This window comes from Chimaeribacter sp. YP20170169 (assembly GCF_056739715.1).
In genome coordinates this window covers 3559799-3585026 of record NZ_CP176824.1, presented here as the reverse complement: position 1 = coordinate 3585026, position 25228 = coordinate 3559799, and the positions used below count along the sequence as shown (strand labels likewise).

20 protein-coding genes, 1 rRNA gene and 1 riboswitch are annotated in these 25228 nt (G+C 57.8%); of the genes, 11 read left to right on the top strand and 10 right to left on the bottom strand.

Features of this window, described 5'->3' with window-relative positions:
• From rpoC to ACK3SD_RS16285, 3 genes are all read left to right on the top strand, one after another.
• Entirely contained in the window at positions 1-4221 is a 4221-nt protein-coding gene (gene rpoC / locus ACK3SD_RS16295; RefSeq protein WP_137764584.1) for a DNA-directed RNA polymerase subunit beta', read from the top strand.
• A gap of 331 nt (positions 4222-4552) precedes the next feature.
• On the top strand, positions 4553-5881 hold the full coding sequence (locus ACK3SD_RS16290; RefSeq protein WP_481126175.1) for a PTS sugar transporter subunit IIC: 1329 nt from the start codon (positions 4553-4555) through the stop codon (positions 5879-5881).
• A gap of 15 nt (positions 5882-5896) precedes the next feature.
• A complete protein-coding gene (locus tag ACK3SD_RS16285; protein WP_481126174.1) occupies positions 5897-7210 on the top strand; it encodes a 6-phospho-beta-glucosidase in 1314 nt (437 codons plus the stop codon).
• Here the strand turns inward: ACK3SD_RS16285 and ACK3SD_RS16280 are convergent.
• Positions 7200-7931 (bottom strand): GntR family transcriptional regulator, encoded by a 732-nt coding sequence (locus ACK3SD_RS16280; RefSeq protein WP_481126173.1) that lies wholly within the window; start codon positions 7929-7931, stop codon positions 7200-7202. The genes ACK3SD_RS16285 and ACK3SD_RS16280 overlap by 11 nt on opposite strands.
• Before the next feature lie 101 nt (positions 7932-8032).
• Here ACK3SD_RS16280 and ACK3SD_RS16275 point away from each other — a divergent pair, with 101 nt between their 5' ends.
• Entirely contained in the window at positions 8033-9178 is a 1146-nt protein-coding gene (locus ACK3SD_RS16275) for an SIS domain-containing protein (RefSeq protein ID WP_481126172.1), read from the top strand.
• A gap of 161 nt (positions 9179-9339) precedes the next feature.
• Here ACK3SD_RS16275 and thiH read toward each other — a convergent pair whose 3' ends face one another.
• The 7 genes from thiH to rsd all read right to left on the bottom strand — a co-directional run bounded on the left by thiH (position 9340) and on the right by rsd (position 15555).
• The gene (thiH, locus tag ACK3SD_RS16270; RefSeq protein WP_481126171.1) at positions 9340-10467 is read right to left on the bottom strand and encodes a 2-iminoacetate synthase ThiH; all 1128 of its coding nucleotides are present in this window, start codon (positions 10465-10467) and stop codon (positions 9340-9342) included.
• Positions 10464-11246: a thiazole synthase gene (locus ACK3SD_RS16265; RefSeq protein WP_481126170.1), complete on the bottom strand. Its 783-nt coding sequence runs from the start codon at positions 11244-11246 to the stop codon at positions 10464-10466. The genes thiH and ACK3SD_RS16265 overlap by 4 nt, the downstream gene beginning before the upstream one ends.
• A 1-nt stretch (position 11247) precedes the next feature.
• Positions 11248-11448, bottom strand: coding sequence for a sulfur carrier protein ThiS (gene thiS / locus ACK3SD_RS16260; RefSeq protein ID WP_481126169.1), 201 nt, complete (start codon positions 11446-11448; stop codon positions 11248-11250).
• Entirely contained in the window at positions 11432-12193 is a 762-nt protein-coding gene (locus ACK3SD_RS16255) for a HesA/MoeB/ThiF family protein (protein WP_481127574.1), read from the bottom strand. Before ACK3SD_RS16255 ends, thiS begins: the two co-directional genes overlap by 17 nt.
• Entirely contained in the window at positions 12183-12830 is a 648-nt protein-coding gene (gene thiE / locus ACK3SD_RS16250; protein ID WP_481126168.1) for a thiamine phosphate synthase, read from the bottom strand. The genes ACK3SD_RS16255 and thiE overlap by 11 nt, the downstream gene beginning before the upstream one ends.
• The gene (thiC, locus tag ACK3SD_RS16245; protein WP_481126167.1) at positions 12823-14751 is read right to left on the bottom strand and encodes a phosphomethylpyrimidine synthase ThiC; all 1929 of its coding nucleotides are present in this window, start codon (positions 14749-14751) and stop codon (positions 12823-12825) included. The genes thiE and thiC overlap by 8 nt, the downstream gene beginning before the upstream one ends.
• Positions 14752-14863: 112 nt before the next feature.
• Positions 14864-14979: riboswitch (TPP riboswitch) on the bottom strand.
• Between the two features lie 57 nt (positions 14980-15036).
• Positions 15037-15555 (bottom strand): sigma D regulator, encoded by a 519-nt coding sequence (rsd, locus tag ACK3SD_RS16240; RefSeq protein ID WP_481126166.1) that lies wholly within the window; start codon positions 15553-15555, stop codon positions 15037-15039.
• A 98-nt stretch (positions 15556-15653) separates the two neighbouring features.
• Between rsd and nudC the strand changes: the two genes are divergently transcribed.
• The 6 genes from nudC to ACK3SD_RS16210 all read left to right on the top strand — a co-directional run bounded on the left by nudC (position 15654) and on the right by ACK3SD_RS16210 (position 20055).
• Complete coding sequence (gene nudC / locus ACK3SD_RS16235) at positions 15654-16460, top strand: NAD(+) diphosphatase (RefSeq protein WP_481126165.1); 807 nt, start codon at positions 15654-15656, stop codon at positions 16458-16460.
• A gap of 13 nt (positions 16461-16473) precedes the next feature.
• Positions 16474-17538: a uroporphyrinogen decarboxylase gene (hemE, locus tag ACK3SD_RS16230; RefSeq protein ID WP_481126164.1), complete on the top strand. Its 1065-nt coding sequence runs from the start codon at positions 16474-16476 to the stop codon at positions 17536-17538.
• A gap of 9 nt (positions 17539-17547) precedes the next feature.
• The gene (gene nfi, locus ACK3SD_RS16225) at positions 17548-18240 is read left to right on the top strand and encodes a deoxyribonuclease V (protein WP_481126163.1); all 693 of its coding nucleotides are present in this window, start codon (positions 17548-17550) and stop codon (positions 18238-18240) included.
• Between the two features lie 56 nt (positions 18241-18296).
• Entirely contained in the window at positions 18297-18887 is a 591-nt protein-coding gene (locus ACK3SD_RS16220) for a YjaG family protein (protein ID WP_137764570.1), read from the top strand.
• Between the two features lie 189 nt (positions 18888-19076).
• Positions 19077-19349 (top strand): nucleoid-associated protein HU-alpha, encoded by a 273-nt coding sequence (hupA, locus tag ACK3SD_RS16215; protein ID WP_481126162.1) that lies wholly within the window; start codon positions 19077-19079, stop codon positions 19347-19349.
• 46 nt (positions 19350-19395) lie between these two features.
• Entirely contained in the window at positions 19396-20055 is a 660-nt protein-coding gene (locus tag ACK3SD_RS16210; RefSeq protein ID WP_481126161.1) for a DUF1481 domain-containing protein, read from the top strand.
• Between the two features lie 59 nt (positions 20056-20114).
• Here ACK3SD_RS16210 and purD read toward each other — a convergent pair whose 3' ends face one another.
• Positions 20115-21410 carry a phosphoribosylamine--glycine ligase gene (gene purD / locus ACK3SD_RS16205; RefSeq protein ID WP_481126160.1) on the bottom strand — a complete coding sequence of 432 codons (1296 nt, stop codon included), beginning with the start codon at positions 21408-21410 and terminating at the stop codon, positions 20115-20117.
• Between the two features lie 47 nt (positions 21411-21457).
• Complete coding sequence (gene purH / locus ACK3SD_RS16200) at positions 21458-23047, bottom strand: bifunctional phosphoribosylaminoimidazolecarboxamide formyltransferase/IMP cyclohydrolase (RefSeq protein WP_481126159.1); 1590 nt, start codon at positions 23045-23047, stop codon at positions 21458-21460.
• Positions 23048-23660: 613 nt separating this feature from the next.
• On the opposite strand from purH, the gene ACK3SD_RS16195 reads away from it, so the two are divergent.
• A 16S ribosomal RNA gene (locus ACK3SD_RS16195) occupies positions 23661-25199 on the top strand.
• Positions 25200-25228: the final 29 nt, after the last annotated feature.

Below are 25228 nucleotides of genomic sequence, written 5' to 3'. Positions count from 1 at the left end.
GTGAAAGACTTATTGAAGTTTCTGAAAGCGCAAACTAAAACCGAAGAGTTTGATGCGATCAAAATTGCTCTGGCATCGCCAGACATGATCCGTTCCTGGTCTTTTGGTGAAGTTAAAAAGCCGGAAACGATCAACTACCGTACGTTCAAGCCTGAGCGTGACGGCCTTTTCTGCGCCCGTATCTTTGGGCCGGTTAAAGATTACGAATGCCTGTGCGGTAAGTACAAGCGTTTGAAACACCGTGGTGTTATCTGTGAGAAGTGTGGCGTTGAAGTTACCCAGACTAAAGTGCGCCGTGAGCGTATGGGTCACATCGAGCTGGCTTCTCCGACTGCCCACATCTGGTTCCTGAAGTCGCTGCCGTCCCGTATCGGCCTGCTGCTGGATATGCCGCTGCGTGATATCGAACGTGTACTCTACTTTGAGTCCTACGTGGTGGTTGAAGGCGGCATGACCAACCTGGAGCGTCGTCAGATCCTGACTGAAGAGCAGTATCTGGACGCGCTGGAAGAGTTCGGCGATGAGTTCGACGCGAAGATGGGCGCCGAAGCTATCCAAGCCCTGTTGAAAAACATGGATCTGGAAGCAGAGTGCGAGCAGCTGCGTGAAGAGCTGAACGAAACCAACTCTGAAACCAAGCGTAAAAAGCTGACCAAGCGTATCAAGCTGCTGGAAGCGTTCGTACAGTCTGGCAACAAGCCGGAGTGGATGATCCTGACCGTGCTGCCGGTACTGCCGCCGGATCTGCGTCCGCTGGTTCCGCTGGATGGTGGTCGTTTCGCAACGTCCGATCTGAACGATCTGTATCGTCGCGTGATCAACCGTAACAACCGTTTGAAACGCCTGCTGGATCTGGCTGCGCCTGACATCATCGTGCGCAACGAAAAACGTATGCTGCAAGAAGCGGTAGACGCCCTGCTGGACAACGGCCGTCGCGGTCGCGCCATCACTGGCTCGAACAAGCGTCCGCTGAAGTCCCTGGCAGACATGATCAAAGGTAAGCAAGGTCGTTTCCGTCAGAACCTGCTGGGTAAACGTGTTGACTACTCCGGTCGTTCCGTTATCACCGTAGGCCCGTACCTGCGTCTGCACCAGTGCGGCCTGCCGAAGAAGATGGCGCTGGAGCTGTTCAAACCGTTCATCTACGGCAAGCTGGAGCTGCGTGGCCTCGCGACCACCATCAAAGCTGCCAAGAAGATGGTTGAGCGTGAAGAAGCGGTAGTCTGGGATATCCTGGACGAAGTGATCCGTGAGCACCCGGTACTGCTGAACCGTGCGCCGACCCTGCACCGTCTGGGTATCCAGGCGTTCGAGCCAGTACTGATCGAAGGTAAAGCGATCCAGCTGCACCCGCTGGTTTGTGCGGCATACAACGCCGACTTCGATGGTGACCAGATGGCTGTTCACGTACCGCTGACGCTGGAAGCCCAGCTGGAAGCGCGTGCGCTGATGATGTCCACCAACAACATCCTGTCTCCTGCGAACGGCGAGCCAATCATCGTTCCGTCTCAGGACGTTGTACTGGGCCTCTACTACATGACGCGTGACTGTGTTAACGCCAAAGGCGAAGGCATGGTACTGACTGGGCCGAAAGAAGCTGAGCGCATCTACCGCGCTGGCCTGGCGTCCCTGCATGCACGTGTGAAAGTCCGTATCACTGAAGATGTGAAGAACACGGAAGGCGAGTGGGAATCCAAGACCTCTCTGGTGGACACCACCATTGGTCGTGCGATCCTGTGGATGATTGTGCCGAACGGCCTGCCGTTCTCCATCGTCAACCAGCCGCTGGGCAAGAAAGCGATCTCCAAAATGCTGAACACCTGTTACCGCATTTTGGGCCTGAAGCCGACCGTTATCTTCGCTGACCAGATCATGTATACCGGCTTTGCGTATGCAGCACGTTCTGGTGCGTCCGTTGGTATCGACGACATGGTTATCCCGGAGAAGAAAGCCGAGATCATCGAAGAAGCCGAAACCGAAGTGGCCGAGATCCAGGAGCAGTTCCAGTCTGGTCTGGTTACCGCGGGCGAGCGTTACAACAAAGTCATCGATATCTGGGCTGCGGCGAACGAGCGCGTAGCGAAGGCGATGATGGAAAACCTGTCTGTTGAAGACGTGGTTAACCGTGACGGCGAAGTTGAGCAGCAGGTTTCGTTCAACAGCATCTTCATGATGGCCGACTCCGGTGCGCGTGGTTCTGCCGCGCAGATTCGTCAGCTGGCCGGTATGCGTGGTCTGATGGCGAAGCCGGATGGCTCCATCATCGAAACGCCGATCACCGCGAACTTCCGTGAAGGTCTGAACGTACTCCAGTACTTCATCTCGACCCACGGTGCACGTAAAGGTCTGGCGGATACCGCACTGAAAACTGCGAACTCCGGTTATCTGACCCGTCGTTTGGTTGACGTGGCGCAGGATCTGGTTGTGACCGAAGACGACTGTGGCACCCACGAAGGCATCCTGATGACTCCGGTTATCGAGGGTGGCGACGTGAAAGAGCCGCTGCGTGAGCGTGTACTGGGTCGTGTAACTGCAGAAGACGTGCTGAAGCCGGGTACGGCGGACATTCTGGTGCCGCGTAACACCCTGCTGAACGAGAAGACGTGTGATCTTTTAGAAGAGAACTCTGTCGACGCCGTGAAAGTACGCTCCGTGGTAGGTTGTGAAACCGACTTTGGTGTGTGTGCTTACTGCTACGGTCGTGACCTGGCACGTGGCCACATCATCAACAAAGGTGAAGCGGTCGGTGTTATTGCAGCACAGTCCATCGGTGAGCCGGGTACCCAGCTGACGATGCGTACCTTCCACATCGGTGGTGCGGCATCCCGTGCGGCAGCAGAGTCCAGCATTCAGGTGAAGAACAAGGGCAGCATCAAGCTGACCAACGCGAAGCACGTAACCAACTCCAACGGTAAGCTGGTTATCACCTCGCGTAACACTGAACTGAAGCTGATTGACGAATTCGGTCGTACGAAAGAGAGCTACAAAGTGCCTTACGGTGCGGTCATGGCGAAAGGTGACGGTCAGGAAGTCAGCGCGGGCGAAACCGTAGCTAACTGGGATCCGCACACCATGCCAGTTATCAGTGAAGTGAGTGGTTTCATTCGCTTCGCCGATATGGTCGATACCCAAACCATTACCCGCCAGACTGACGAACTGACCGGTTTGTCCTCTATCGTGGTACTGGACAGCGCAGAGCGTACCGGTAGCGGTAAAGACCTGCGTCCGGCACTGAAAATCGTTGACGCCAGCGGCGATGACGTACTGATCCCAGGCGCGGATATGCCTGCCCAGTACTTCCTGCCGGGTAAAGCGATTGTTCAGCTGGAAGATGGTATCCAGATCAACGCAGGTGACACCCTGGCGCGTATTCCGCAGGAATCCGGCGGTACCAAGGACATCACCGGTGGTCTGCCACGCGTTGCTGACCTGTTCGAAGCGCGTCGTCCGAAAGAGCCGGCAATCCTGGCTGAGATCAGCGGGATCATCTCCTTCGGTAAAGAGACCAAAGGCAAGCGTCGTCTGGTGATCACCCCGCTGGATGGTAGCGATCCGTACGAAGAGATGATTCCGAAATGGCGTCAGCTCAACGTGTTCGAAGGTGAACGTGTAGAACGTGGTGACGTCGTATCTGACGGCCCAGAGTCTCCGCACGACATCCTGCGTCTGCGTGGTGTTCACGCGGTGACCCGTTACATCGTGAACGAAGTGCAGGACGTTTACCGTCTGCAAGGCGTTAAGATTAACGATAAGCACATCGAAGTTATCGTTCGTCAGATGCTGCGTAAAGGCACCATTGCCAGCGCAGGCAGCTCTGAGTTCCTGGAAGGCGAACAGGCTGAAGTGTCTCGCATCAAGATTGCCAACCGTCAGCTGGAAGCAGACGGCAAGATCGCAGCAACGTACCATCGTGACCTGCTGGGTATCACCAAGGCATCTCTGGCGACCGAGTCCTTCATCTCTGCGGCTTCGTTCCAGGAAACGACGCGTGTTCTCACCGAAGCGGCAGTTGCCGGTAAGCGTGATGAACTGCGCGGCCTGAAAGAGAACGTGATCGTGGGCCGTCTGATCCCAGCCGGTACCGGTTACGCTTATCATCAGGACCGTATGCGTCGCCGCGCACAGAATGAAGAGCAGGTTGCTCCTCAGGTCAGCGCGGAAGAGGCTACAGCCAACCTGGCTGAGCTGCTGAACGCAGGCCTTGGCGGCGACGACGAATAATCGTCCGCAAGCGCCAACGCTAAATAAAAAACCCGCTTCGGCGGGTTTTTTTATGGGCGCTTTCCGGCAACGGTAGAGGTAAGCGTTACATGGATAGGGTGAGTGAAGATTGCAAATTGCCCGGCAGTTTACCCGTGCCCGCATCCAGCCCAATATTTTAGTGAACAACTCTCTTTCTGCGCACTCTCCGTTTCAATTGTGTGGCTAATCACAAAATAGGTTTAATCATCCTCAATCCTTGTTTGGCTCGTTGACAGGAAAACCCGAAGTGCATAGTCTCACTTCAAGTGGTATATACCACTTGGTCTATAATCCGCACAGTGAGCCAAATATGAATAATTTCACTGCATTTATGGAACGGAAAATATTGCCGCTGGCAATGAAGATTGAAGGGAATGACTATCTAGGCGCCATCAAAGATGGCTTTATTCGAATTATGCCTTTCCTGATTATCGGTTCGTTTTTCTTGCTGATAGCCAACCTACCGATTCCAGGCTACGGCGAATTCATCGTTCGCCATTTTGGCGAGAAGTTTATTAGCCAACTGAATTACGTTCTGGATGCGACTTATTCGATTATGGCGCTGCTGGTTGTCACCAGCACCAGTATCAGCCTGGCGAAACGCTGGAACTTGAATGAGATCTCCTGTGCGTTAATATCACTTATCAGTTTTCTGGTGATTACTCCTTATCAATACCCGCAGGAGAATGGCGCAGTTATGCGTGACGTAATCCCTACGTTCGCGCTCGGGGCGCAAGGATTATTCCTTTCACTGATCGTAACGGTCATCGCAGTACGCTTGTATCGCTTATTCAACCATCCGCGTCTGACTATCTCCATGCCAGAGAGCGTGCCGCCTGCCGTCTCAAACAGCTTTAGCTCACTGATCCCCTCCTTCCTGATTGTGGTCATCTTCTGGCTAGCCCGTCTGCTGTTTGAAATGACCCCGTTTGCTACCGCTCAGGAGATGATCTTCAAAGTGCTACAAGCGCCCATGATGGAGTTGGGTAATACCTTGCCATCACAGATGGTGGCCGAATTTTTTGTGAGCTTCTTCTGGTTCTTTGGGCTGCATGGCGACTCTATTGTCACCGCCATTATGGGGCCTATCTGGCGCTCTTTAACGCTTGAGAATATGCAGGCGATGAAACAGGGCCTGCCGCCGGTGAATATCATTACCCAACAGTTCCGTGATGTCTTTCTGATTTGCGGCGGCACTGGTTTTACGCTGGCAATGCTGCTGGTGATGCTGTTCCGGGCTAAGAGCAAGCGTATGCGTGAAATTGCAAAACTTGCCTCACCTGCGGCCCTCTTTAATATCAATGAGCCTATTATCTTCGGCGCGCCTATCGCACTCAATCCTTTGCTGTTTATCCCTTTTATTACCGTGCCCGTGGTCTTGTGTGTGATGACTTATAGCGCAATGGCCTTTGGCTGGCTGCCTTTAACCTCTGGTCTGGAAATCCCCTGGACCACACCAATATTTATCAGCGGTTTCTTAATCTGCGGCTGGAAGGGAATACTTTTTCAGGCAATTAATTTGCTGGTGGCCATGGCAATTTACTACCCATTTGTCATGACACTCGATAAACACTATTTACGCGATGAAAATGAACAGGCAAAAAACACCCTGAATCAACATGCCCTTGCCCCGGAATGAATTAAGGACTGTGTAATGAATAAGAGTTTAAAGATTGTCACTATCGGCGGCGGTAGCTCTTATACGCCGGAAATTATCGAAGGCTTTATCCAGCGCTATGCAGAGCTGCCCATTCGCGAAATTTGGTTAGTGGATGTCGAGGCAGGACGTGAAAAACTGGAGGTGGTAGGTAATCTCGCGAAACGCATGGTGGAGGCGGCGGGCATTAATTGTCAGGTGCACCTGACGCTGAATCGCCGGGAGGCGCTGAAAGGCGCGGACTTTGTGACCACCCAGCTGCGTGTCGGGCAATTAGAGGCACGTATCAAAGACGAACGTATTCCTCTTTCTCACGGTTTAATCGGTCAGGAAACCAATGGGGCGGGTGGTCTGGCTAAGGCGCTGCGCACCATTCCGGTGATCCTCGATATCTGCCGGGATATGGAGGAGCTTTGCCCGGATGCCTGGCTGGTTAATTTCACCAACCCCAGCGGCATTGTCACTGAGGCGGTATTGAAGTACAGCAGCATAAAGTGCATTGGCCTGTGCAATCTTTCGCAGTCCATGCAGCATATGGTGGCGGAGATACTTGGCGTCGATCGATCGCGTTTTCTGCTACAGCTGGTTGGGCTTAACCACTTCCTCTATGGCACGCACGTCTATATGGACGGTAAGGACGTGATGCCGGACGTGCTGAAGAACCTGAAATATGACAGCGCCCATAAGCCCAAAAATATCCCTGACATTCCGTGGTTGCAGGAACAAATCCAGCATCTTGGCGTGATCCCATGCCCCTATCACCAGTACTACTACGCCACCAGCGACGTGCTGGAAAAGCAGCTTCATGAATTTGCAGAGCATGGTACGCGTGGCGAGGTGGTACAGGCCGTCGAGCACGAACTGTTTGAACTTTATAGAAACCCGCAGCTTCATGAAAAGCCCAAGCAGCTGGAGCAGCGGGGTGGCACGTATTACTCCGAAGCGGCCTGCGAGCTGATCAGCGCCATCTATAACGACAAAAACCTGCTGATGACGGTTAACGTGCGTAACAACGGCGCTATTCGCTCATTGCCGGATAACGTTGCTATCGAGACCACCTGCGTCATTGGGCGTTACGGTGCCATCCCGCTGAATAACGATCCTTTGCCAGCTACCGTGTCTGGACTGGTCTCGCTAATGAAAGCGTGGGAAGAGATGGCCGTTGAGGCAGCCGTGACCGGCGATTACGGCGCGGCCCTGCAGGCGCTGACGCTTAACCCGCTGGTGCCGTCAGGTAAGGTGGCGAAAGTCGTGCTGGATGAGCTGCTGGAAGCGCATCACGAATATTTGCCTCAATTCTTTAAGGCGTAAGCACTTTACGGCTACGCATACGGAAAAGGTCGCCACGGTTATAGCTCCATGAATAGTTAAATACCGTGCCATCTTCAAGCCAGGTGCTCTCTTTGATGTACAGCATCGGTGAATTAACCGGGATGTCCAGCAGGGCGGCCATTTCTGCATCGAATAGGCTCGCGCCGATCTGCGAGTCCGTGCCACCAATCTTTTGCTGGCACTTTTGTTCGATAAAGGCATACAGCGAATGGTTTTGCAGCACGTCGTCGTCGATGGTGTCCACCACCGCCAGTGGAATGTAGCTGTCTTCAATCAGCACCGGCGTGCCGTCAAACAGGCGGACACGACGAATTGCGTGGAGCGGTTCATCTTCCGCGACGCCAAACTGGCTTGCCAGATAAGCGCCTGCCGTTTGCTGGACGTGGTAGATAAGGCGGCTGGTGATGGTCACTGTACCGCTTAGCTCATTTGTGACGCCCAGCGCACTGTCTGCACCATCCGGGTTGAGTAGGTAAACCGGCGGAGCAAAAGTGCGGCTGACAAAGGTGCCTTTACCGATGATTTTTTTGACCAGGCCCTCCTGCTCCATATGAGCAATGGCTTTTTGGACGGTGGCCCGCGTGACCTGGTAGGTCTCTGCCAGTTCGCGTTCCGAGGGGATGAGTGAACCAACCGGGTATTTTTGATTCTGAATATCGCGTTTTAGCGTATCGCGGATAAGGACATAGACCGGTTTCATGGCTCTCCCGTCAGGGCTATGGATAAATAGGGTGATGCGGTGTCGAGATGCTAAAGCACTTTTCCGACGCGACGCAAGTAACATACAGGTAGCGAATAAGCATGTTAAATCATAACCAAGCGTACTGGCAGCAGAAGGGCGCCAGCTTAACCGTCGAGGCGATCCTTGCTCAGCCCCGTTTATGGCAGGAGGGGCTGGAGCAGGTCAAAGCGCGGCAGTCTGATATTCAGGCCTTCTGGCAGCAGCGCGCGGCGCATACCCGCGTAGTAATGACTGGAGCAGGTTCATCTTTACTGGCGGCGCAGGCGAGCGTTAACTGGCTGCGCACGGTATTACCCCGTCAGATAGACGTCATCCCGGCGACAGATCTGGTGCTGACGCCCGGCATGATTGATGACGATGTCTATCTGGTTTCCGTCAGCAGCTCGGGCAACACGCCGGAGACCGTCACGGTTGTTGAGCAGGCGCTGGCAGCGCACCCGCAACTGTGCCATTTGGCGATTACCAATAATGCGGGTAGCCGCCTGGCAACCCTGGCGGAGCAGCACCCGGCGGGCCTATTTATCCCGGTTCCTGATGGCACCTCTAACGGCAGTTTTGCCGCCACTTCTGAATTTACCTTGCCCTTGTGGTACTTGATGCTGCTGCTTGCGCCAGAGAGCTGGGGTGAAGCTGAAAACGTCTTGCCTGTTTTGCAGCGGGGTGCGGGCTATTTCCTGACCCACTATGCCGACACCCTGGAACAGTGGGCGGCCGAGCCGCGCAACACGATGGTGGCGATAGGTTCTCTCTCCTTAAAGGCGGTGGCCTGTGAAACCAGCCTAAAACTGCTGGAGATGGGCAACGGGCAGGTGATGACCGCCTGGCACTCAATGCTGGAATTCCGCCACGGGCCCAAGCTTATTATTAACCGCGATGTCACCGTTGTCGGCTACCTTGCGGCGCGCCCTGAAATCCACCGTTATGACTATGACATGATGGCGGAACTGACAGGCGAGCGCAGCGCAGGCGCTCAGGTGATTGCCGTCGGGCATGATGTTCTGCCTGAGGGCAAAAAGCCTGCGGATCGCTATTTCCATTTTGCCTCGCCGGAACTGGCCGATTACCACGAATCCTGGACCACCTTGCTCTACGTCCTCTTTGCGCAACTGGCAGGTCTGTACCGCGCCATTGCGCTGGGCGTCACGCCAGATATGCCCTCCCGTGATGGGAAAGTGGCTAAGGTGGCAAACGTCACCGTTTACTGACGGAAAGCGGGGCGGCGATGGGAAGGGAAGGTTGCCGCCCCGGTTGGTCAGTAAACCCAACGAGGCGACAATATTTCACTCAGTGGGGCACGGCAAGATGCGGTTTCTTATCCTTCGGCAGCCCTCCAGAACGTATTTTTCTGTTCTGCAACGTTGCAGGACTACTGCGCGCTCCTTCCCAGAAAACTGTCCCAATCTTTCCAGACCGGCTGCAAGCCCGCGCGCGCAATTGATTCGGCCACCCGCATCGGCGAGCGGTCATCATGCGGGGCGAACTGCTCCAACTCCGGGTGATCGTCAGCATAGCCGCCAGGCTGGGTTTTCGAACCGGCGCTGACGTTGGTGATCGCCAGCGGGATCAGGTTGTCACGGAAATAGGGTGACTCGCGGGTCGACAGCGTCAGCTCGACATCCGGCGCTAGCAAGCGGAAGGCGCACACCAGTTGCACCAGTTGTGGCTCGCTCATCAGGGAGGCTGGCTCAATGCCGCCGGTGCAGGGACGCAACCGTGGGAAAGCGATCGAGTAGCGGCTCTGCCAGTAGTGGCGCTGGAGATAGAGCAGGTGCTCCGCCACCATATAGCAGTCGGTGCGCCAACTGTTCGATAGACCAATCAGCGCGCCCAGCCCAATCTTGTCGATGCCCGCCCGGCCAAGGCGATCCGGCGTATCCAGTCGCCAGAAGAAATCCTGCTTCTGGCCGCGCAGATGGTGCTGTTGGTAGGTCGCGGCATGGTACGTCTCCTGATAGACCAGCACGCCATCCAGCCCCAGTTCTTTCAGTTCGGCATACTCCTCCTGCGCCAGCGGCTGTACCTCAATCATCAGCGAGCTGAACTGCTGGCGAATCGCCGGGAAGTGGCGACGGAAATAGTCCATCCCCACTTTGCTCTTGTGCTCACCGGTGACCAGCAACAGATGGTCGAAACCCAGTGCCTTGATGGCGGCGCACTCACGCGCGATCTCTGCCTCATCCAACGTCTTGCGCTTGATGCGGTTGCTCATCGAAAAACCGCAGTAGGTGCACTCATTGGCACACAGGTTGGAGAGGTAGAGCGGCACGTAAAAGCCCACCGTATTGCCGAAGCGCTGGCGGGTCAGGCGTTGGGCGCGCTGGGCCATCGGCTCCAGATAGGCCAGCCCGGCTGGTGAGATCAACGCCATAAAATCCTCACGGCTGATCCGGTCTGCCGCCAGCGCCCGCTCCACATCCTGCGCGGTCTTGCTGTGGATGCGCAGGTTGGTGTCGTCCCAATCCAGCTGTTGCCAGTAATCGCTGAAGTTGCTCATAGCAGCCTCTCAGTGCTTTGGCTGAGGAACGCGGTCAGCGGGCTGGAGGCGGAGGCGTGGGAGAGCACCGGCGCACTGCCGCTCTCGCGGGCCAGCTTGCCAGCCTCCACCGCCAGCCGGAAGGCGCGGGCCATGGCAACCGGGTCGCGGGCCACGGCGATCGCCGTGTTTACCAACACCGCGCTGGCTCCCATCTCCATCGCCTCGGCGGCATGGCTGGGCGCACCAATGCCCGCATCCACTACCACCGGCACCTGTGCCTGCTCAATAATGATCTCAAGGAAGTCGCGGGTTTTCAGCCCCTGATTGGAGCCGATGGGCGCACCGAGCGGCATTACCGCCGCGCAGCCCACCTCCTCCAGCCGCTTGCATAGCACCGGATCAGCGCTGCAGTAGGGCAGCACCACAAATCCCAGTTTCACCAGCTTCTCCGCCGCCTTCAGGGTTTCCACGGCATCAGGCAGCAGGTATTTCACATCAGGGTGAATCTCCAGTTTTACCCAGTGGGTGCCAAGCGCCTCACGCGCCAGCTGGGCGGCAAAGATCGCCTCTTCCGCCGTTTTCGCCCCGGAGGTGTTGGGCAGTAGCCGCACCCCCAGCGCCCGCAGTGGCGCCAGAATGGCGTCATTGCCGCCGCGGAGGTCAACGCGCTTCATCGCCATCGTCACCAACTGGCTGCCGGAAGCGGCCAGCGCCGCTTGCATCAGATCGGCACTGGCGAATTTGCCGGTGCCAGTAAAGAGGGAAGAGTCAAAAGTTACATCGGCAATCGTCGGCATCTCAGCCTCCTGCAATGGCCTGAAACAGCAGAATGGCGTCGCCGTCCTGCAACATGTGGGTCTCCCACTGCGCGCGCGGGATAATGATCTGGTTCACTGCCAGCGCCGTGCCGGGCTGGTGGCGGTCAAGCTGCTGTAGCAGCGCCGCCAGCGTCAGGGGGGCCGTGAGGGGCAGGCGCTCGTCATTAATGCTGATGACCATTACGCCCTCCGCAGACGGCGCAACCCGCATCGGCGCTCAGTTGCAGCGTTGCCCAGCTCTGCTGCTTGCCATCAAACAGCCGCAGTTTGCCGGCGAGCGCGGCGGGCATCCCAGCCAGCATCTTGATCGCCTCTAAAGCCTGTAGCGTGCCGATCACTCCCACCACTGGCCCCAGCACCCCGGCGGTGCGGCAGTTGCGCTCCGGCAGATCGCGGTCGGGGTAGAGGCAGGCATAGCAGCCGTGGCGATAGGGCGGCGTGAGCACCAGCAGCTGGCCGCTGAAGCCCACCGCGCTGCCGCTGATGAGTGGCTTGCCCGCCGAGACGCACGCCTGATTAATCGCGTGGCGGGTCGCCATGTTGTCGCTGCAATCCAGCACCAGATCGGCGCGCTTCACCGCGTCTGCCAGCGCCTGATCCTGCATCCGCACCGGCAGGGCGATCGCTTCAACTTGCGGGTTGAGATCGCGCAGCCGCTGGCTGGCCAGCCCGGCTTTGTGCTGTTTGAGATCGGCCGTGCGGTAGAGGATCTGCCGTTGCAGGTTAGTGATCTCCAGCCGATCGTCATCGGCCAGCAGGATCGTGCCGACACCGGCCGCCGCCAGATAGAGCGCCGCCGGCGAACCAAGCCCGCCGAGGCCAATAATCAGTACCGTGGCAGCCCGCAGCGCCTCCTGCCCCTGTGGGCCAACCTCCTCAAGCAACAGCTGCCGACTGTAGCGCAGGAAATCTTCGTCATTGAGCATCATCCGCCTCCGCGCAGAGCGCCAGTAATTCCGCGGTGGCCTGACGCCAGTCGCGTGCCTGCGTGATGGCGCTGACCACGGCGATGCTGCCGACGCCGGTAGCCAGCACCTCCGGCGCGCGCGCAATATTGATGCCGCCAATCGCCACCGTCGGGAAGGTGCCCTGTAGGCGATCAATGTGCCGCGCCAAATCGCGCACGCCTTGTGGGGCGGAGGGCATCTGTTTGGTCTGGGTCGGGAAGATGTGGCCCAACGCCAGATAGGAGGGGCGCACGGCGATCGCGCGCGCCAGCTCCGCCTCATCATGGGTAGAGACGCCAAGGCGTAGCCCGGCCTGCCGGATCGCTGCCAGATCGGCGCTGTCCAGATCCTCCTGCCCCAGATGCACGCCATAGGCCTGATGCGTGATCGCCAGCCGCCAGTAGTCATTGATGAACAGCCGAGCCTGATACCGCTGGCCAAGGGCGATGGCCTCGACAATCGCTGGCTCCGCCTCAGCGTCCGGCAGATCCTTGATGCGCAGTTGGAGGGTTCTCACGCCAGCTTCCAGCAAGCGAGCGATCCACGCCACGCTGTCCACTACCGGGTAGAGGCCGAGGCGGTGCGGCACGGACGGAAAGGCGGGCAGGTTACTCATCGCTGGCCTCCGGTTGCAGGGCGGCTTCTTGGTAAAGCTCACTGCCTTGGGCGCGGAAGGCGGCGGACATCTGGTCCATGCCAGCATCGCGTACCTCAATCGGATGGGCGGCGGCGTAATCACGCACCTCTTGGGAGATCTTCATCGAGCAGAACTTCGGCCCGCACATGGAGCAGAAGTGCGCCACCTTGCCGGACTCCTGCGGCAGCGTCTCATCGTGGTAGGCGCGGGCGGTGGCGGGATCCAGCGCCAGATTGAACTGGTCTTCCCAGCGGAACTCAAAGCGCGCTTTGGACATCGCGTTGTCGCGGATCTGCGCGCCGGGGTGCCCCTTCGCCAAATCGGCGGCGTGGGCGGCAATCTTGTAGGTGATCAGCCCCTGCTTCACATCCTCTTTATTGGGCAGGCCGAGGTGCTCTTTCGGGGTGACGTAGCAGAGCATCGCACAGCCGAACCAGCCGATCATGGCGGCCCCGATGCCGGAGGTGAAGTGGTCATAACCCGGCGCAATGTCAGTGGTCAGTGGGCCGAGGGTGTAGAACGGCGCTTCATGGCAGTGCTCCAGCTCCTCGGTCATGTTGCGGCGGATCATGTGCATCGGCACATGGCCGGGGCCTTCAATCATCACCTGGACGTCATACTCCCAGGCAATGTTGGTCAGCTCGCCCAGCGTATGCAGTTCAGCAAACTGCGCCTCATCGTTGGCATCCTGAATGGAGCCGGGGCGCAGGCCATCGCCCAGCGACAGCGAGACGTCATAGGCGGCGCAGATTTCACAGATTTCGCGGAAGTGCTGGTAGAGGAAGTTCTCACGGTGGTGGGAGAGGCACCACTTCGCCATGATCGAACCGCCACGGGAGACAATGCCGGTCAGGCGCTTGGCGGTCATTGGCACGTAGCGCAGCAGCACGCCCGCGTGAATGGTGAAGTAGTCCACGCCCTGTTCGGCCTGCTCCAGCAGCGTGTCGCGGAACATCTCCCAGGTCAGGTTTTCGGCCACGCCATTGACCTTCTCCAGCGCCTGATAGATCGGCACCGTGCCAATCGGCACCGGGCTGTTGCGCAGGATCCACTCCCGTGTTTCGTGGATATAACGGCCGGTGGAGAGATCCATCACCGTGTCGGCGCCCCAGCGGGTTGACCACACCAGCTTCTCCACCTCCTCTTCGATGGAGGAGGTCACGGCGGAGTTGCCGATATTGGCGTTCACCTTGACCAGGAAGTTGCGGCCAATGATCATCGGCTCGGACTCTGGGTGGTTAATATTGGCTGGGATGATGGCCCGGCCCGCTGCCACCTCCTGGCGCACAAATTCGGGCGTGATGTCAGGCGGCAGCAGAGCACCAAAGCTCTGGCCGGGGTGCTGCTGGCGCAGCACTTCACTGCGGATGCGCTCGCGCCCCATGTTTTCGCGCAGGGCGATGAACTCCATCTCCGGCGTGATGATCCCCTGACGAGCGTAGTGCAACTGGGTGACCCGGCGGCCCGCCTTGGCGCGCTGCGGCTGCGGCAGGTGCTCAAAGCGCAGGTGATCCAACCCCTCATCGGCCAGCCGCTGCTGGGTAAAGTGGGAGCTGACGTGGGAGAGCGGCGCAGTGTCTTCGCGTTCGGCAATCCAGCCGGCACGCAGTTTCGGCAGACCAGCGTGCACATCCAGCGTGGCCTCGGGATCGCCGTAGGGGCCGGCGGTGTCATAGACCGGCACCGCCTCGTTTGGCTCATAGCGCGGGGCCTCTTTGCTGCCGCCGACCATCGTCGGGCTGAGCTGGATCTCGCGCATCGGCACCCGGATGTCCGGGCGTGAGCCGGTCAAATAGATGCGGGTGGAGTTGGGGAACGCGACGCCCTGCAGGCCGTCAATGAATGCCTGTGCCTCAGCGCGTTGCTGCTGGCGGCGGGAGACAGGTTTGGTGATAGACATAGCAAATTCCTTCCGTATGAGTATGGGAACGTTGCTTGTCTGGAGTGATTTTCAGCGGGAGTAACAGAATGGGGCCGGGGGCGCGCGCAAAAAGGGTGCGCGCAGCCCCGGACACGAAATTACTCTTGTTCCCTTCGCGGGTACTAACCCGATCAGGTTCCGCGGATCCCGAATTAACGGTCTCAGCCTGGCATCCTAATGATGCGCTAGGCACTCCGACAAGAAGCCTCAGTATACGAGGCGGATAAAAAACGACAACCCTTGTGGGGTCACCGGGACTGCAAATCAGGCTGGGCGAGCAATCGCCGGATCGTTAGCGACCGGCTGCTCCAGCGGCAGGGCGGCGGCCTCAAGTGCCAGGCCAATCAACTGGTCTTCGAACTGGAAGCGGGCATCCAACGCCACGCCGATTTCCGCCAACGCCTCATGGAATTCGAGGATATTGTCGTGATCCAGGGTGGTTTCCATCGAGCGATCGTAGAGCGCCATGATGCTTTCAGTATTGCCTTGCAGGGCAGGATAGAGCTGGGTGGTGATCACCATGCGCGGGCTTTGCGAGCCCTCAATTCCTTGGATGATTTTGTCGTAGATGTGGAAATGGCCAGCCGAGAGGTAATCCACCAGACGATGGCAGAAGTTATTCAGCGCCTCTTCATCCAGTGGCGTATGCTTTTCTTTATGCGGTTTTAAACCGACCAGCGTGCAATAGGCGACTAATAGCTCTTTACGTTCATGCAGCCATTGATCAATTAACTCATTACTGCCGCCAACGCGCTGAGTCAGTCTTTCCAGACGGTTTAGCATGGTGGACTCCGTGAGCAAGAAAACGTGTTTAATCGTTACTAATATGTAAAAGTCACAATCCCAGAGTGTCAGTGTAGTCGAGGTTATGCAATAACAATATGGAAATTCAACTCACAGAATCACATCAGGGCTGGTGGGTGATCAGCCACGAGGGCAAGCTGTGGCTGCCGAAAGGCGAACTGCCGGTTGGCCCGGCCACACAATTCTCACTGGTGGGCAAAGCCGCCCGCCAATTGGGTGAATGGCAGGGGCTGCCGATCTGGCTGGTGCGCGAGCCGCGGCCAGCGGAGATGGCCTCCGTCCGGCAGCTGATTGACCAGGATCGCGAGCTGTTCCAGCTGGCCGGGCGCGGTGTGCAGCTGGCGGAGTTCTACCGTTCGCACCGCTTCTGTGGCTACTGCGGTCATGAGATGCACCCCAGCAAAAAAGAGTGGGCGGTGCACTGCCAGCACTGCCATGAGCGCTACTACCCCCAGATTGCCCCTTGCATGATCGTGGCGATCCGCCGCGGCGAGGAGATCCTGCTGGCCCAGCACGTCCGCCACCGCAACGGCATCCACACGGTGCTGGCCGGTTTTGTCGAGGTCGGCGAAACGATGGAGCAGGCAGTGGCACGTGAAGTGATGGAGGAGAGCAACCTCTGCGTGAAAAACCTACGCTATGTCAGTTCCCAGCCCTGGCCCTTCCCTAATTCGCTGATGATGGCCTTCATGGCGGATTACGATCGCGGCGAGATCCGCGTCGATCCCAGCGAGCTGCTCAGCGCCGCCTGGTATCGCTATGACCAGCTGCCGCAACTGCCGCCACCCGGCACCATCGCCCGCCGCCTGATCGAGGACACCGTGGCACTGTGCCGTGCAGAGAGCGACAGCCGGGGCGCGCGTGGTACAATGGCGCCGGATTAATGAGGAGCCCTACATGAAAGAGTTGAAGAACGATCGCTATCTGCGCGCGCTGCTGCGTCAGCCGGTCGATGTTACCCCTGTCTGGATGATGCGTCAGGCCGGGCGTTATTTGCCGGAGTACAAGGCGACGCGGGCACAGGCTGGTGATTTCATGTCACTGTGCAAAAATGCCGAGCTGGCGTGTGAAGTGACATTGCAGCCGCTGCGCCGCTTCCCGCTGGATGCCGCGATCCTGTTCTCCGACATCCTGACCATCCCGGACGCCATGGGCTTGGGGCTGCACTTCGAGGCCGGTGAAGGCCCGCGCTTCTCCCATCCGGTGACCTGCCGCGCAGACGTAGAGAAGCTGCCGATTCCCGATCCTGAGCAGGAGCTGGGCTATGTGATGAATGCGGTGCGCACCATCCGCCACAACCTGGAAGGTGAGGTGCCGCTGATTGGCTTCTCCGGCAGCCCGTGGACGCTGGCTACCTACATGGTGGAAGGCGGCAGCAGCAAGGCCTTCACCAAGCTGAAGAAGATGATGTACGCCGAGCCGGCGACCCTGCACCTGATGCTCGACAAGCTGGCGGACAGCGTCATTCTCTACCTGAATGCCCAAATCAAGGCGGGCGCGCAGTCGGTGATGGTATTCGACACCTGGGGCGGCGTGCTGACCGGCCGCGACTACCAAGAGTTCTCCCTGCACTACATGCATAAGATCGTCGATGGCCTGATCCGCGAGAACGAAGGGCGCCGCGTGCCAGTGACGCTGTTCACCAAAGGCGGGGGGCAGTGGCTGGAGGCGATGGCCGCCACCGGCTGTGACGCGCTGGGCCTCGACTGGACAACCGACATCGCCGATGCGCGCCGTCGCGTGGGGCATCAGGTTGCCCTGCAAGGCAATATGGATCCGTCTATGCTTTATGCGCCACCGTCCCGCATCGAACAGGAGGTCGAAACCATCCTGGCGGGCTTTGGTCACGGGGAGGGCCATGTGTTTAACCTTGGCCACGGTATCCATCTGGATGTGCCGCCGGAGCACGCCGGCGCATTCGTCAATGCGGTACATGCCCAATCGGCAAAGTACCACCGATAAGGAGCAGGTTTGATTGATACTCAGGCGTTGCGTCAGGAGCAGATAATCAAGGCGGCGGAAGTGATCCGCCATGATGATTATGAGTTTGAGCAACCGGCGTTCATCGCCGGGGCGGATGTCGGGTTTGAGCAGGAGGGGGAGGTGACACGCGCCGCCATCGCCCTGCTGCGCTACCCTTCGCTGGAGCTGGTGGAGTACCGCATCGCGCGGATCAAGACCACTATGCCCTATATTCCGGGCTTTCTCTCCTTCCGTGAGTACCCGGCCCTGCTGGCCGCCTGGGATCAGTTGCAACAGAAGCCTGACCTGCTGTTCGTCGATGGTCACGGCATCTCCCACCCGCGCCGGCTGGGTGTCGCCAGCCATTTTGGCCTGCTGGTGGATGTGCCAACCATCGGCGTGGCGAAGCGCCGCCTGTGTGGCAAGTTCGAACCGCTGGGGCCAGAGGTTGGGGCGAAGCAGCCCTTGATGGACAAGGGTGAGCAACTGGCGTGGGTGTGGCGCAGCAAGGCGCGCTGCAACCCGCTGTTTGTTGCCACCGGCCACCGCGTGGGTCTCGACAGCGCGCTGGCGTGGGTGGAGCGCTGCATGCGCGGCTACCGCCTGCCGGAACCTACCCGCTGGGCAGACGCCGTGGCCTCCAACCGGCCTGCGTTCCAGCGCTGGCAAGCCCTGCCGCCCGCTTTAGGAATCGAAGAATAGGGTTCCTGGGAGTTTTCGGGTACACTGCCGCGCAGCAACATTACTGAGAACCGAACATGTTACAAAACCCGATCCACTTGCGGCTTGAAAAGCTGGAGAGCTGGCAACACGTCACCTTTATGGCCAGCCTGTGCGAGCGCATGTACCCCAACTATCAGATGTTCTGTCTGCAAACCGGTTTTGGCGATCCGCAAGTCTATCGCCGCATTTTGGATCTGGTTTGGGAAACGCTGGTGGTAAAGGATGCCAAGGTCAATTTTGACAGCCAGCTCGAGAAGCTGGAAGAGGCGATCCCTTCGGCAGAAGATTACGATCTTTACGGCGTTTACCCGGCAATCGATGCCTGTATCGCATTAGGGGAACTTATCCACTCGCGACTTAGCGGCGAGACTTACTCTCACGCCGTGGCAATCAGCGAAACTTCCATTCGGACCGTCGCCATGCTGGAGATGACTCAGGCAGGCAAAGAGATGACCGACGCAGAACTGAAAATTGTGCCGGCTGTCGAGGAAGAGTGGGATATCCAATGGGAAATTTTCCGCTTGCTGGCTGCCTGCGAGGAGCGTGACCTGGAATTGATTAAGGGGTTACGTTCTGACCTGCGCGAAGCAGCGGTCAGTAACATTGGGATAAATTTAACGCAATAAGGCAACAAAACGTGATTTAACGCCTGATTTGTCGTGCCTTAAGGCTTCACATCCGCACCCTGTCTGGTCTACATTTGGGGGGCGTAAAAAAAGTGGCTATCGGTGCGTGTATGCAGGAGAGTGCTGTCCATCGGCATATCCGTCGCACTCGATGCTTTGCAAACGATAAACACACTGTAAGGATAACTTATGAATAAGACTCAACTGATTGATGTAATCGCAGATAAGGCTGATCTGTCCAAGGCTCAGGCTAAAGCCGCACTGGAATCAACCCTGAACGCGATTACTGAGTCTCTGAAAGACGGTGATGCAGTACAATTGGTTGGCTTCGGGACGTTCAAAGTAAACCATCGTAGCGAGCGCACTGGCCGCAACCCGCAAACCGGTAACGAAATCAAAATCGCCGCTGCAAACGTACCGGCTTTCGTTTCTGGCAAGGCACTGAAAGACGCTGTTAAATAATCGCGCTTCTGTGAAAAGAATAGACAGAGGGGCGATCACGCCCCTTTTGTTTGCCCGCCGCTGCCTGATCGCCACTCTCCTGGCGAGCGGCCTGGCGGGCTGTAGTTTCCACGACGATCCCCCCACTTTCACTGCCAGCGGTTACATCGCTGATCAGGGCATCAACCGCCTTTGGCGTCAAGATGATGCACAGAACCATCCACAAACGCTTATCAATGTCTACAGCCCCTATCGTGGCAAAGAGACGGTCATCACGCGCTACGAGTATCAGGACGATCTCCTGCACCAGATCCGCGAGACCCATCTCGGCCCAGAGGGGGAGACCATCCAGATCCGCTTTGACCGTGAGGGGCAGGTGAGCTTTATGCAGCGCCAGCGAGCCAGCGGCCGGCAGAAGCTCTCTGCGGATGATATTGGCCGCTACCAGTATCAGGCGCAGGCCGTGCGTGAACTGAGCGATACCCTACGCGCCGGGCAGGTTAGCCTGAATCAGGGGCACTGGAATCAGGGCGTCATTACCCTGTGCAGTGGTGAGACGGTGAAACCGCAATTCGGTGCCTATTCACAAGTCTGGCTGGCGAAACGGGCGAGTCAGTCCAATGACCGGCTAGGGCTGGCGTGGCTGAGCGCGCCGGAAGGCACGGAACTGCTGCTGGTGGCGAATGAGGATTTCTGCCGCTGGGAACCCAAGCCCGACAATCTCTAAACCCCGCCAAATCTCGCCCATAAAAAAGGGCGCCGTAGCGCCCCTGTAAACCTGTACCTTTATTTGCCTTGCTGGCTCTCGCGCGCAATGGCGCGGTAGCCGATGTCATGGCGGCAGAAACAGCCCTGCCACTGGATGCTCTCGGCCAGCTGGTGGGCGCGACGCTGCGCGGCGGCCACGGTTTCGCCCAGCGCGGTGACGCACAGCACGCGGCCACCGCTGGTCACCACCTGCTCATCCTGCAAGCGAGTACCGGCGTGGAACACCTTGCCATCTGAAACCTCTTCCAGCGGCAGGCCGTGGATCACGTCGCCTGTGGGGTAGTTGCCCGGATAGCCGCCCGCGGCCAGCACTACGCCCAGCGCCGGGCGTTCGTCCCAGTCAGAGCTTTTGCCGCTCAGGTCGCCTTCCGCGCCCGCCAGACACAGTTCAACCAGATCGGAACGCAGACGCAGCATGATCGGCTGGGTCTCCGGGTCGCCAAAGCGGCAGTTGAACTCAATCACCTTCGGCTGGCCGTCGGCGGAGATCATCAGACCAGCGTAGAGGAAACCGGTGTAGGTATTGCCTTCCGCCGCCATGCCGCGCACGGTCGGGTAGATCACCTGTTCCATGATGCGCTGGTGAATCTCTTCAGAGACCACCGGGGCAGGGGAGTAAGCGCCCATGCCGCCGGTGTTCGGGCCGGTATCGCCATCGCCAACGCGTTTGTGATCCTGGCTGGTGGCCATCGGCAGGACGTGGGTGCCATCGACCATCACGATAAAGCTGGCCTCTTCGCCGTCCAGGAACTCCTCCACCACGATGCGGTGGCCGGCGTCGCCGAAGGCATTGCCTGCCAGCATGTCAGTCACTGCCGCTTCCGCCTCTTCCAGCGTCATGGCGACAATCACCCCTTTGCCCGCCGCCAGGCCGTCGGCCTTGATGACAATCGGCGCACCCTTGCTGCGCACATAGGCCAGCGCCAGCTCTACGTCGGTAAAGTTGTGGTACTCCGCAGTCGGAATGGCATGGCGCGCCAGGAAGTCCTTGGTGAACGCCTTGGAGCCTTCCAATTGGGCGGCCGCTTGCGTCGGGCCGAAGATCTTCAGGCCCGCGGCGCGGAAGGCGTCTACCACGCCAATCACCAGCGGCGCTTCCGGGCCAACGATGGTTAGGCCGATCTCATTCTGTTTGGCGAACTCCAGCAGGCCGTTGACGTCCGTGGCGGCGATATCGACATTCACCAGCAGCGGCTCCAGGGCGGTGCCAGCATTGCCCGGTGCGACAAAGACCTTATCCGCCAGCGGGGATTGAGAGGCTTTCCAGGCCAGCGCGTGTTCGCGGCCACCGTTACCGATAATCAAGATATTCATTTACATAACTCCGGAGCGGCGGGTGCCTCATGCACCCGCAGTAAAAACTAGTGGCGGAAATGGCGCATGTCAGTGAACAGCATGGCGATGCCGTGCTCATTGGCGGCGGCAATCACCTCGTCATCACGGATGGAGCCACCCGGCTGGATCACGCAGGTCACGCCCACGGCCGCGGCGGCATCAATGCCATCACGGAACGGGAAGAAGGCGTCTGACGCCATGACCGAGCCTTCCACCTCCAGCCCTTCGTCCGCGGCTTTGATGCCGGCGATTTTGGCGGAGTAGACGCGGCTCATCTGGCCTGCACCAATGCCGATGGTGACGTTATCGCGCGCATAGACGATAGCGTTGGATTTCACGAATTTTGCCACTTTCCAGCAGAACAGCGCGTCGCGCAGCTCCTGCTCAGTCGGCTGGCGCTGGGACACCACGCGCAGGTCACGGGCAGCGACCATGCCAAGATCGCGATCCTGCACCAGCAGGCCACCGTTGACGCGCTTGAAGTCCAGCGCCGCATGGCGGCCGCTCCACTCGCCGCAGCGCAGCACACGCACATTCTGCTTGCTGGCCGTCAGCGCCAGCGCCTCTTTACTCACCGACGGGGCGATGATCACTTCCACAAACTGGCGGCTGATGATCGCTTTAGCGGTTTCAGCATCCAGCTCACGGTTAAAGGCAATGATGCCGCCGAAGGCTGAGGTCGGGTCAGTCTGGTAGGCACGCTCATAGGCATCCAGCAGGGAGCTGCCAATCGCCACGCCACACGGGTTGGCGTGCTTGACGATCACACAGGCTGGCTCGCTGAACTCTTTCACACACTCCAGTGCCGCATCGGTATCGGCAATGTTGTTATAGGAGAGCGCTTTGCCCTGCAACTGCTCGGCCGTGGCCACGGATGCCTCGTTGATCTCTTCTTCTATATAGAAGGCGGCTTTCTGGTGGCTGTTCTCACCGTAGCGCATATCCTGCTTCTTGATGTAGTTCAGGTTCAGGGTACGCGGGAACTGGCCAGACGGCTCCTGGGTTTCACCATGGTACGCTGGCACCAGAGTACCGAAGTAGTTGGCGATCATGCTGTCATAGGCGGCAGTATGCTCGAAGGCTTTAATCGCCAGGTCAAAGCGGGTCTTCAGCGTCAGAGAGTTATCGTTGTCGTCCATCTCACGCAGGATGGCGCGGTAGTCGCTGCTCTTCACCACAATGGCGACATCTTTATGGTTCTTGGCAGCGGAGCGCACCATGGTTGGGCCGCCGATATCAATATTCTCTACCGCATCTTCCAGTGAGCAGTCCGGGCGGGCCACGGTCTGGGCGAAGGGATAGAGGTTAACGACCACCATGTCGATAGGTGAGATGTCATGCTGTTGCATGATCGCATCGTCCTGACCGCGACGACCCAAAATGCCGCCGTGGACTTTCGGGTGCAGGGTTTTGACGCGTCCATCCATCATTTCCGGGAAACCGGTGTAGTCAGACACTTCAGTGACCGGCAGACCCGCGTCTGCCAGCAGACGGGCGGTTCCGCCTGTAGAGAGCAATTCAACCCCACGCTGAGACAGAGCTTGGGCGAATTCGACGATACCGGCTTTGTCAGAAACACTGAGCAGTGCGCGGCGAACAGGACGACGTTGTTGCATGGTGGTTTTATCCCTTGGCTTTGGAGTCTCAATAAAGAGCGTTACGTGAATTTTGCCCAGGTCTCTCTCTATAAAGAGCAAGATTCAGATAACGCCCCCACGGGGGCAGCCAGTTTAACGTCATTAATGTCGGCAGGGATTGTAGCGAAAACGATTGCGCAGCGCCCGTAAAATTTGGCCTGAGATCGTCTTTGTGGATAAGTTTGTGTAAAAAAGGGTATAAGGGCGCGATCTGCTGTGGAATGCAGCAAACAGGCATTTTTCTTTAAAAAACCTATTGCGGCCTGCGCGGAACTCCCTATAATGCGCCTCCATCGACACGGCGCAAGTGATTCACTTCACAGAGCGACCGTAGCGAAAGAGAAAAAACTTCTGAAAAAAGAAGTTGACTCTGAAAGAGGAACGCGTAATATACGCCACCTCGAGTTAACAAGCGAAAGCGCGTAACTCACTGCTCTTTAACAATTTATCAGACAATCTGTGTGGGCACTCACAAGACGATATCAAGCATCTTCGGATGCACAAAATATTAAGTCTTGAAGAGTGACTAACTGAAGTAAAATTCAAACAGTAACCTTTGAGCATCGCTACCTTGTGTAGCACATCAAGCTTTTAATTGAAGAGTTTGATCATGGCTCAGATTGAACGCTGGCGGCAGGCCTAACACATGCAAGTCGAGCGGCAGCGGAAAGTAGCTTGCTACTTTGCCGGCGAGCGGCGGACGGGTGAGTAATGTCTGGGGATCTGCCTGATGGAGGGGGATAACTACTGGAAACGGTAGCTAATACCGCATAACGTCGCAAGACCAAAGCGGGGGACTTTCGGGCCTCGCGCCATCAGATGAACCCAGATGGGATTAGCTAGTAGGTGGGGTAATGGCTCACCTAGGCGACGATCCCTAGCTGGTCTGAGAGGATGACCAGCCACACTGGAACTGAGACACGGTCCAGACTCCTACGGGAGGCAGCAGTGGGGAATATTGCACAATGGGGAAACCCTGATGCAGCCATGCCGCGTGTATGAAGAAGGCCTTCGGGTTGTAAAGTACTTTCAGCGAGGAGGAAGGCGGTAAGGTTAATAACCTTACCGATTGACGTTACTCGCAGAAGAAGCACCGGCTAACTCCGTGCCAGCAGCCGCGGTAATACGGAGGGTGCAAGCGTTAATCGGAATTACTGGGCGTAAAGCGCACGCAGGCGGTTTGTTAAGTCAGATGTGAAATCCCCGAGCTTAACTTGGGAACTGCATTTGAAACTGGCAAGCTAGAGTCTCGTAGAGGGGGTAGAATTCCAGGTGTAGCGGTGAAATGCGTAGAGATCTGGAGGAATACCGGTGGCGAAGGCGGCCCCTGGACGAAGACTGACGCTCAGGTGCGAAAGCGTGGGGAGCAAACAGGATTAGATACCCTGGTAGTCCACGCTGTAAACGATGTCGATTTGGAGGTTGTGCCCTTGAGGTGTGGCTTCCGGAGCTAACGCGTTAAATCGACCGCCTGGGGAGTACGGCCGCAAGGTTAAAACTCAAATGAATTGACGGGGGCCCGCACAAGCGGTGGAGCATGTGGTTTAATTCGATGCAACGCGAAGAACCTTACCTACTCTTGACATCCAGAGAACTTGGCAGAGATGCCTTGGTGCCTTCGGGAACTCTGAGACAGGTGCTGCATGGCTGTCGTCAGCTCGTGTTGTGAAATGTTGGGTTAAGTCCCGCAACGAGCGCAACCCTTATCCTTTGTTGCCAGCGATTCGGTCGGGAACTCAAAGGAGACTGCCGGTGATAAACCGGAGGAAGGTGGGGATGACGTCAAGTCATCATGGCCCTTACGAGTAGGGCTACACACGTGCTACAATGGCGCATACAAAGAGAAGCGAACTCGCGAGAGCAAGCGGACCTCATAAAGTGCGTCGTAGTCCGGATTGGAGTCTGCAACTCGACTCCATGAAGTCGGAATCGCTAGTAATCGTGGATCAGAATGCCACGGTGAATACGTTCCCGGGCCTTGTACACACCGCCCGTCACACCATGGGAGTGGGTTGCAAAAGAAGTAGGTAGCTTAACCTTCGGGAGGGCGCTTACCACTTTGTGATTCATGACTGGGGTGAAGTCGTAACAAGGTAACCGTAGGGGAACCTGCGGTTGGATCACCTCCTTACCTAGAGATATTTGACTGTGCAGTGCTCA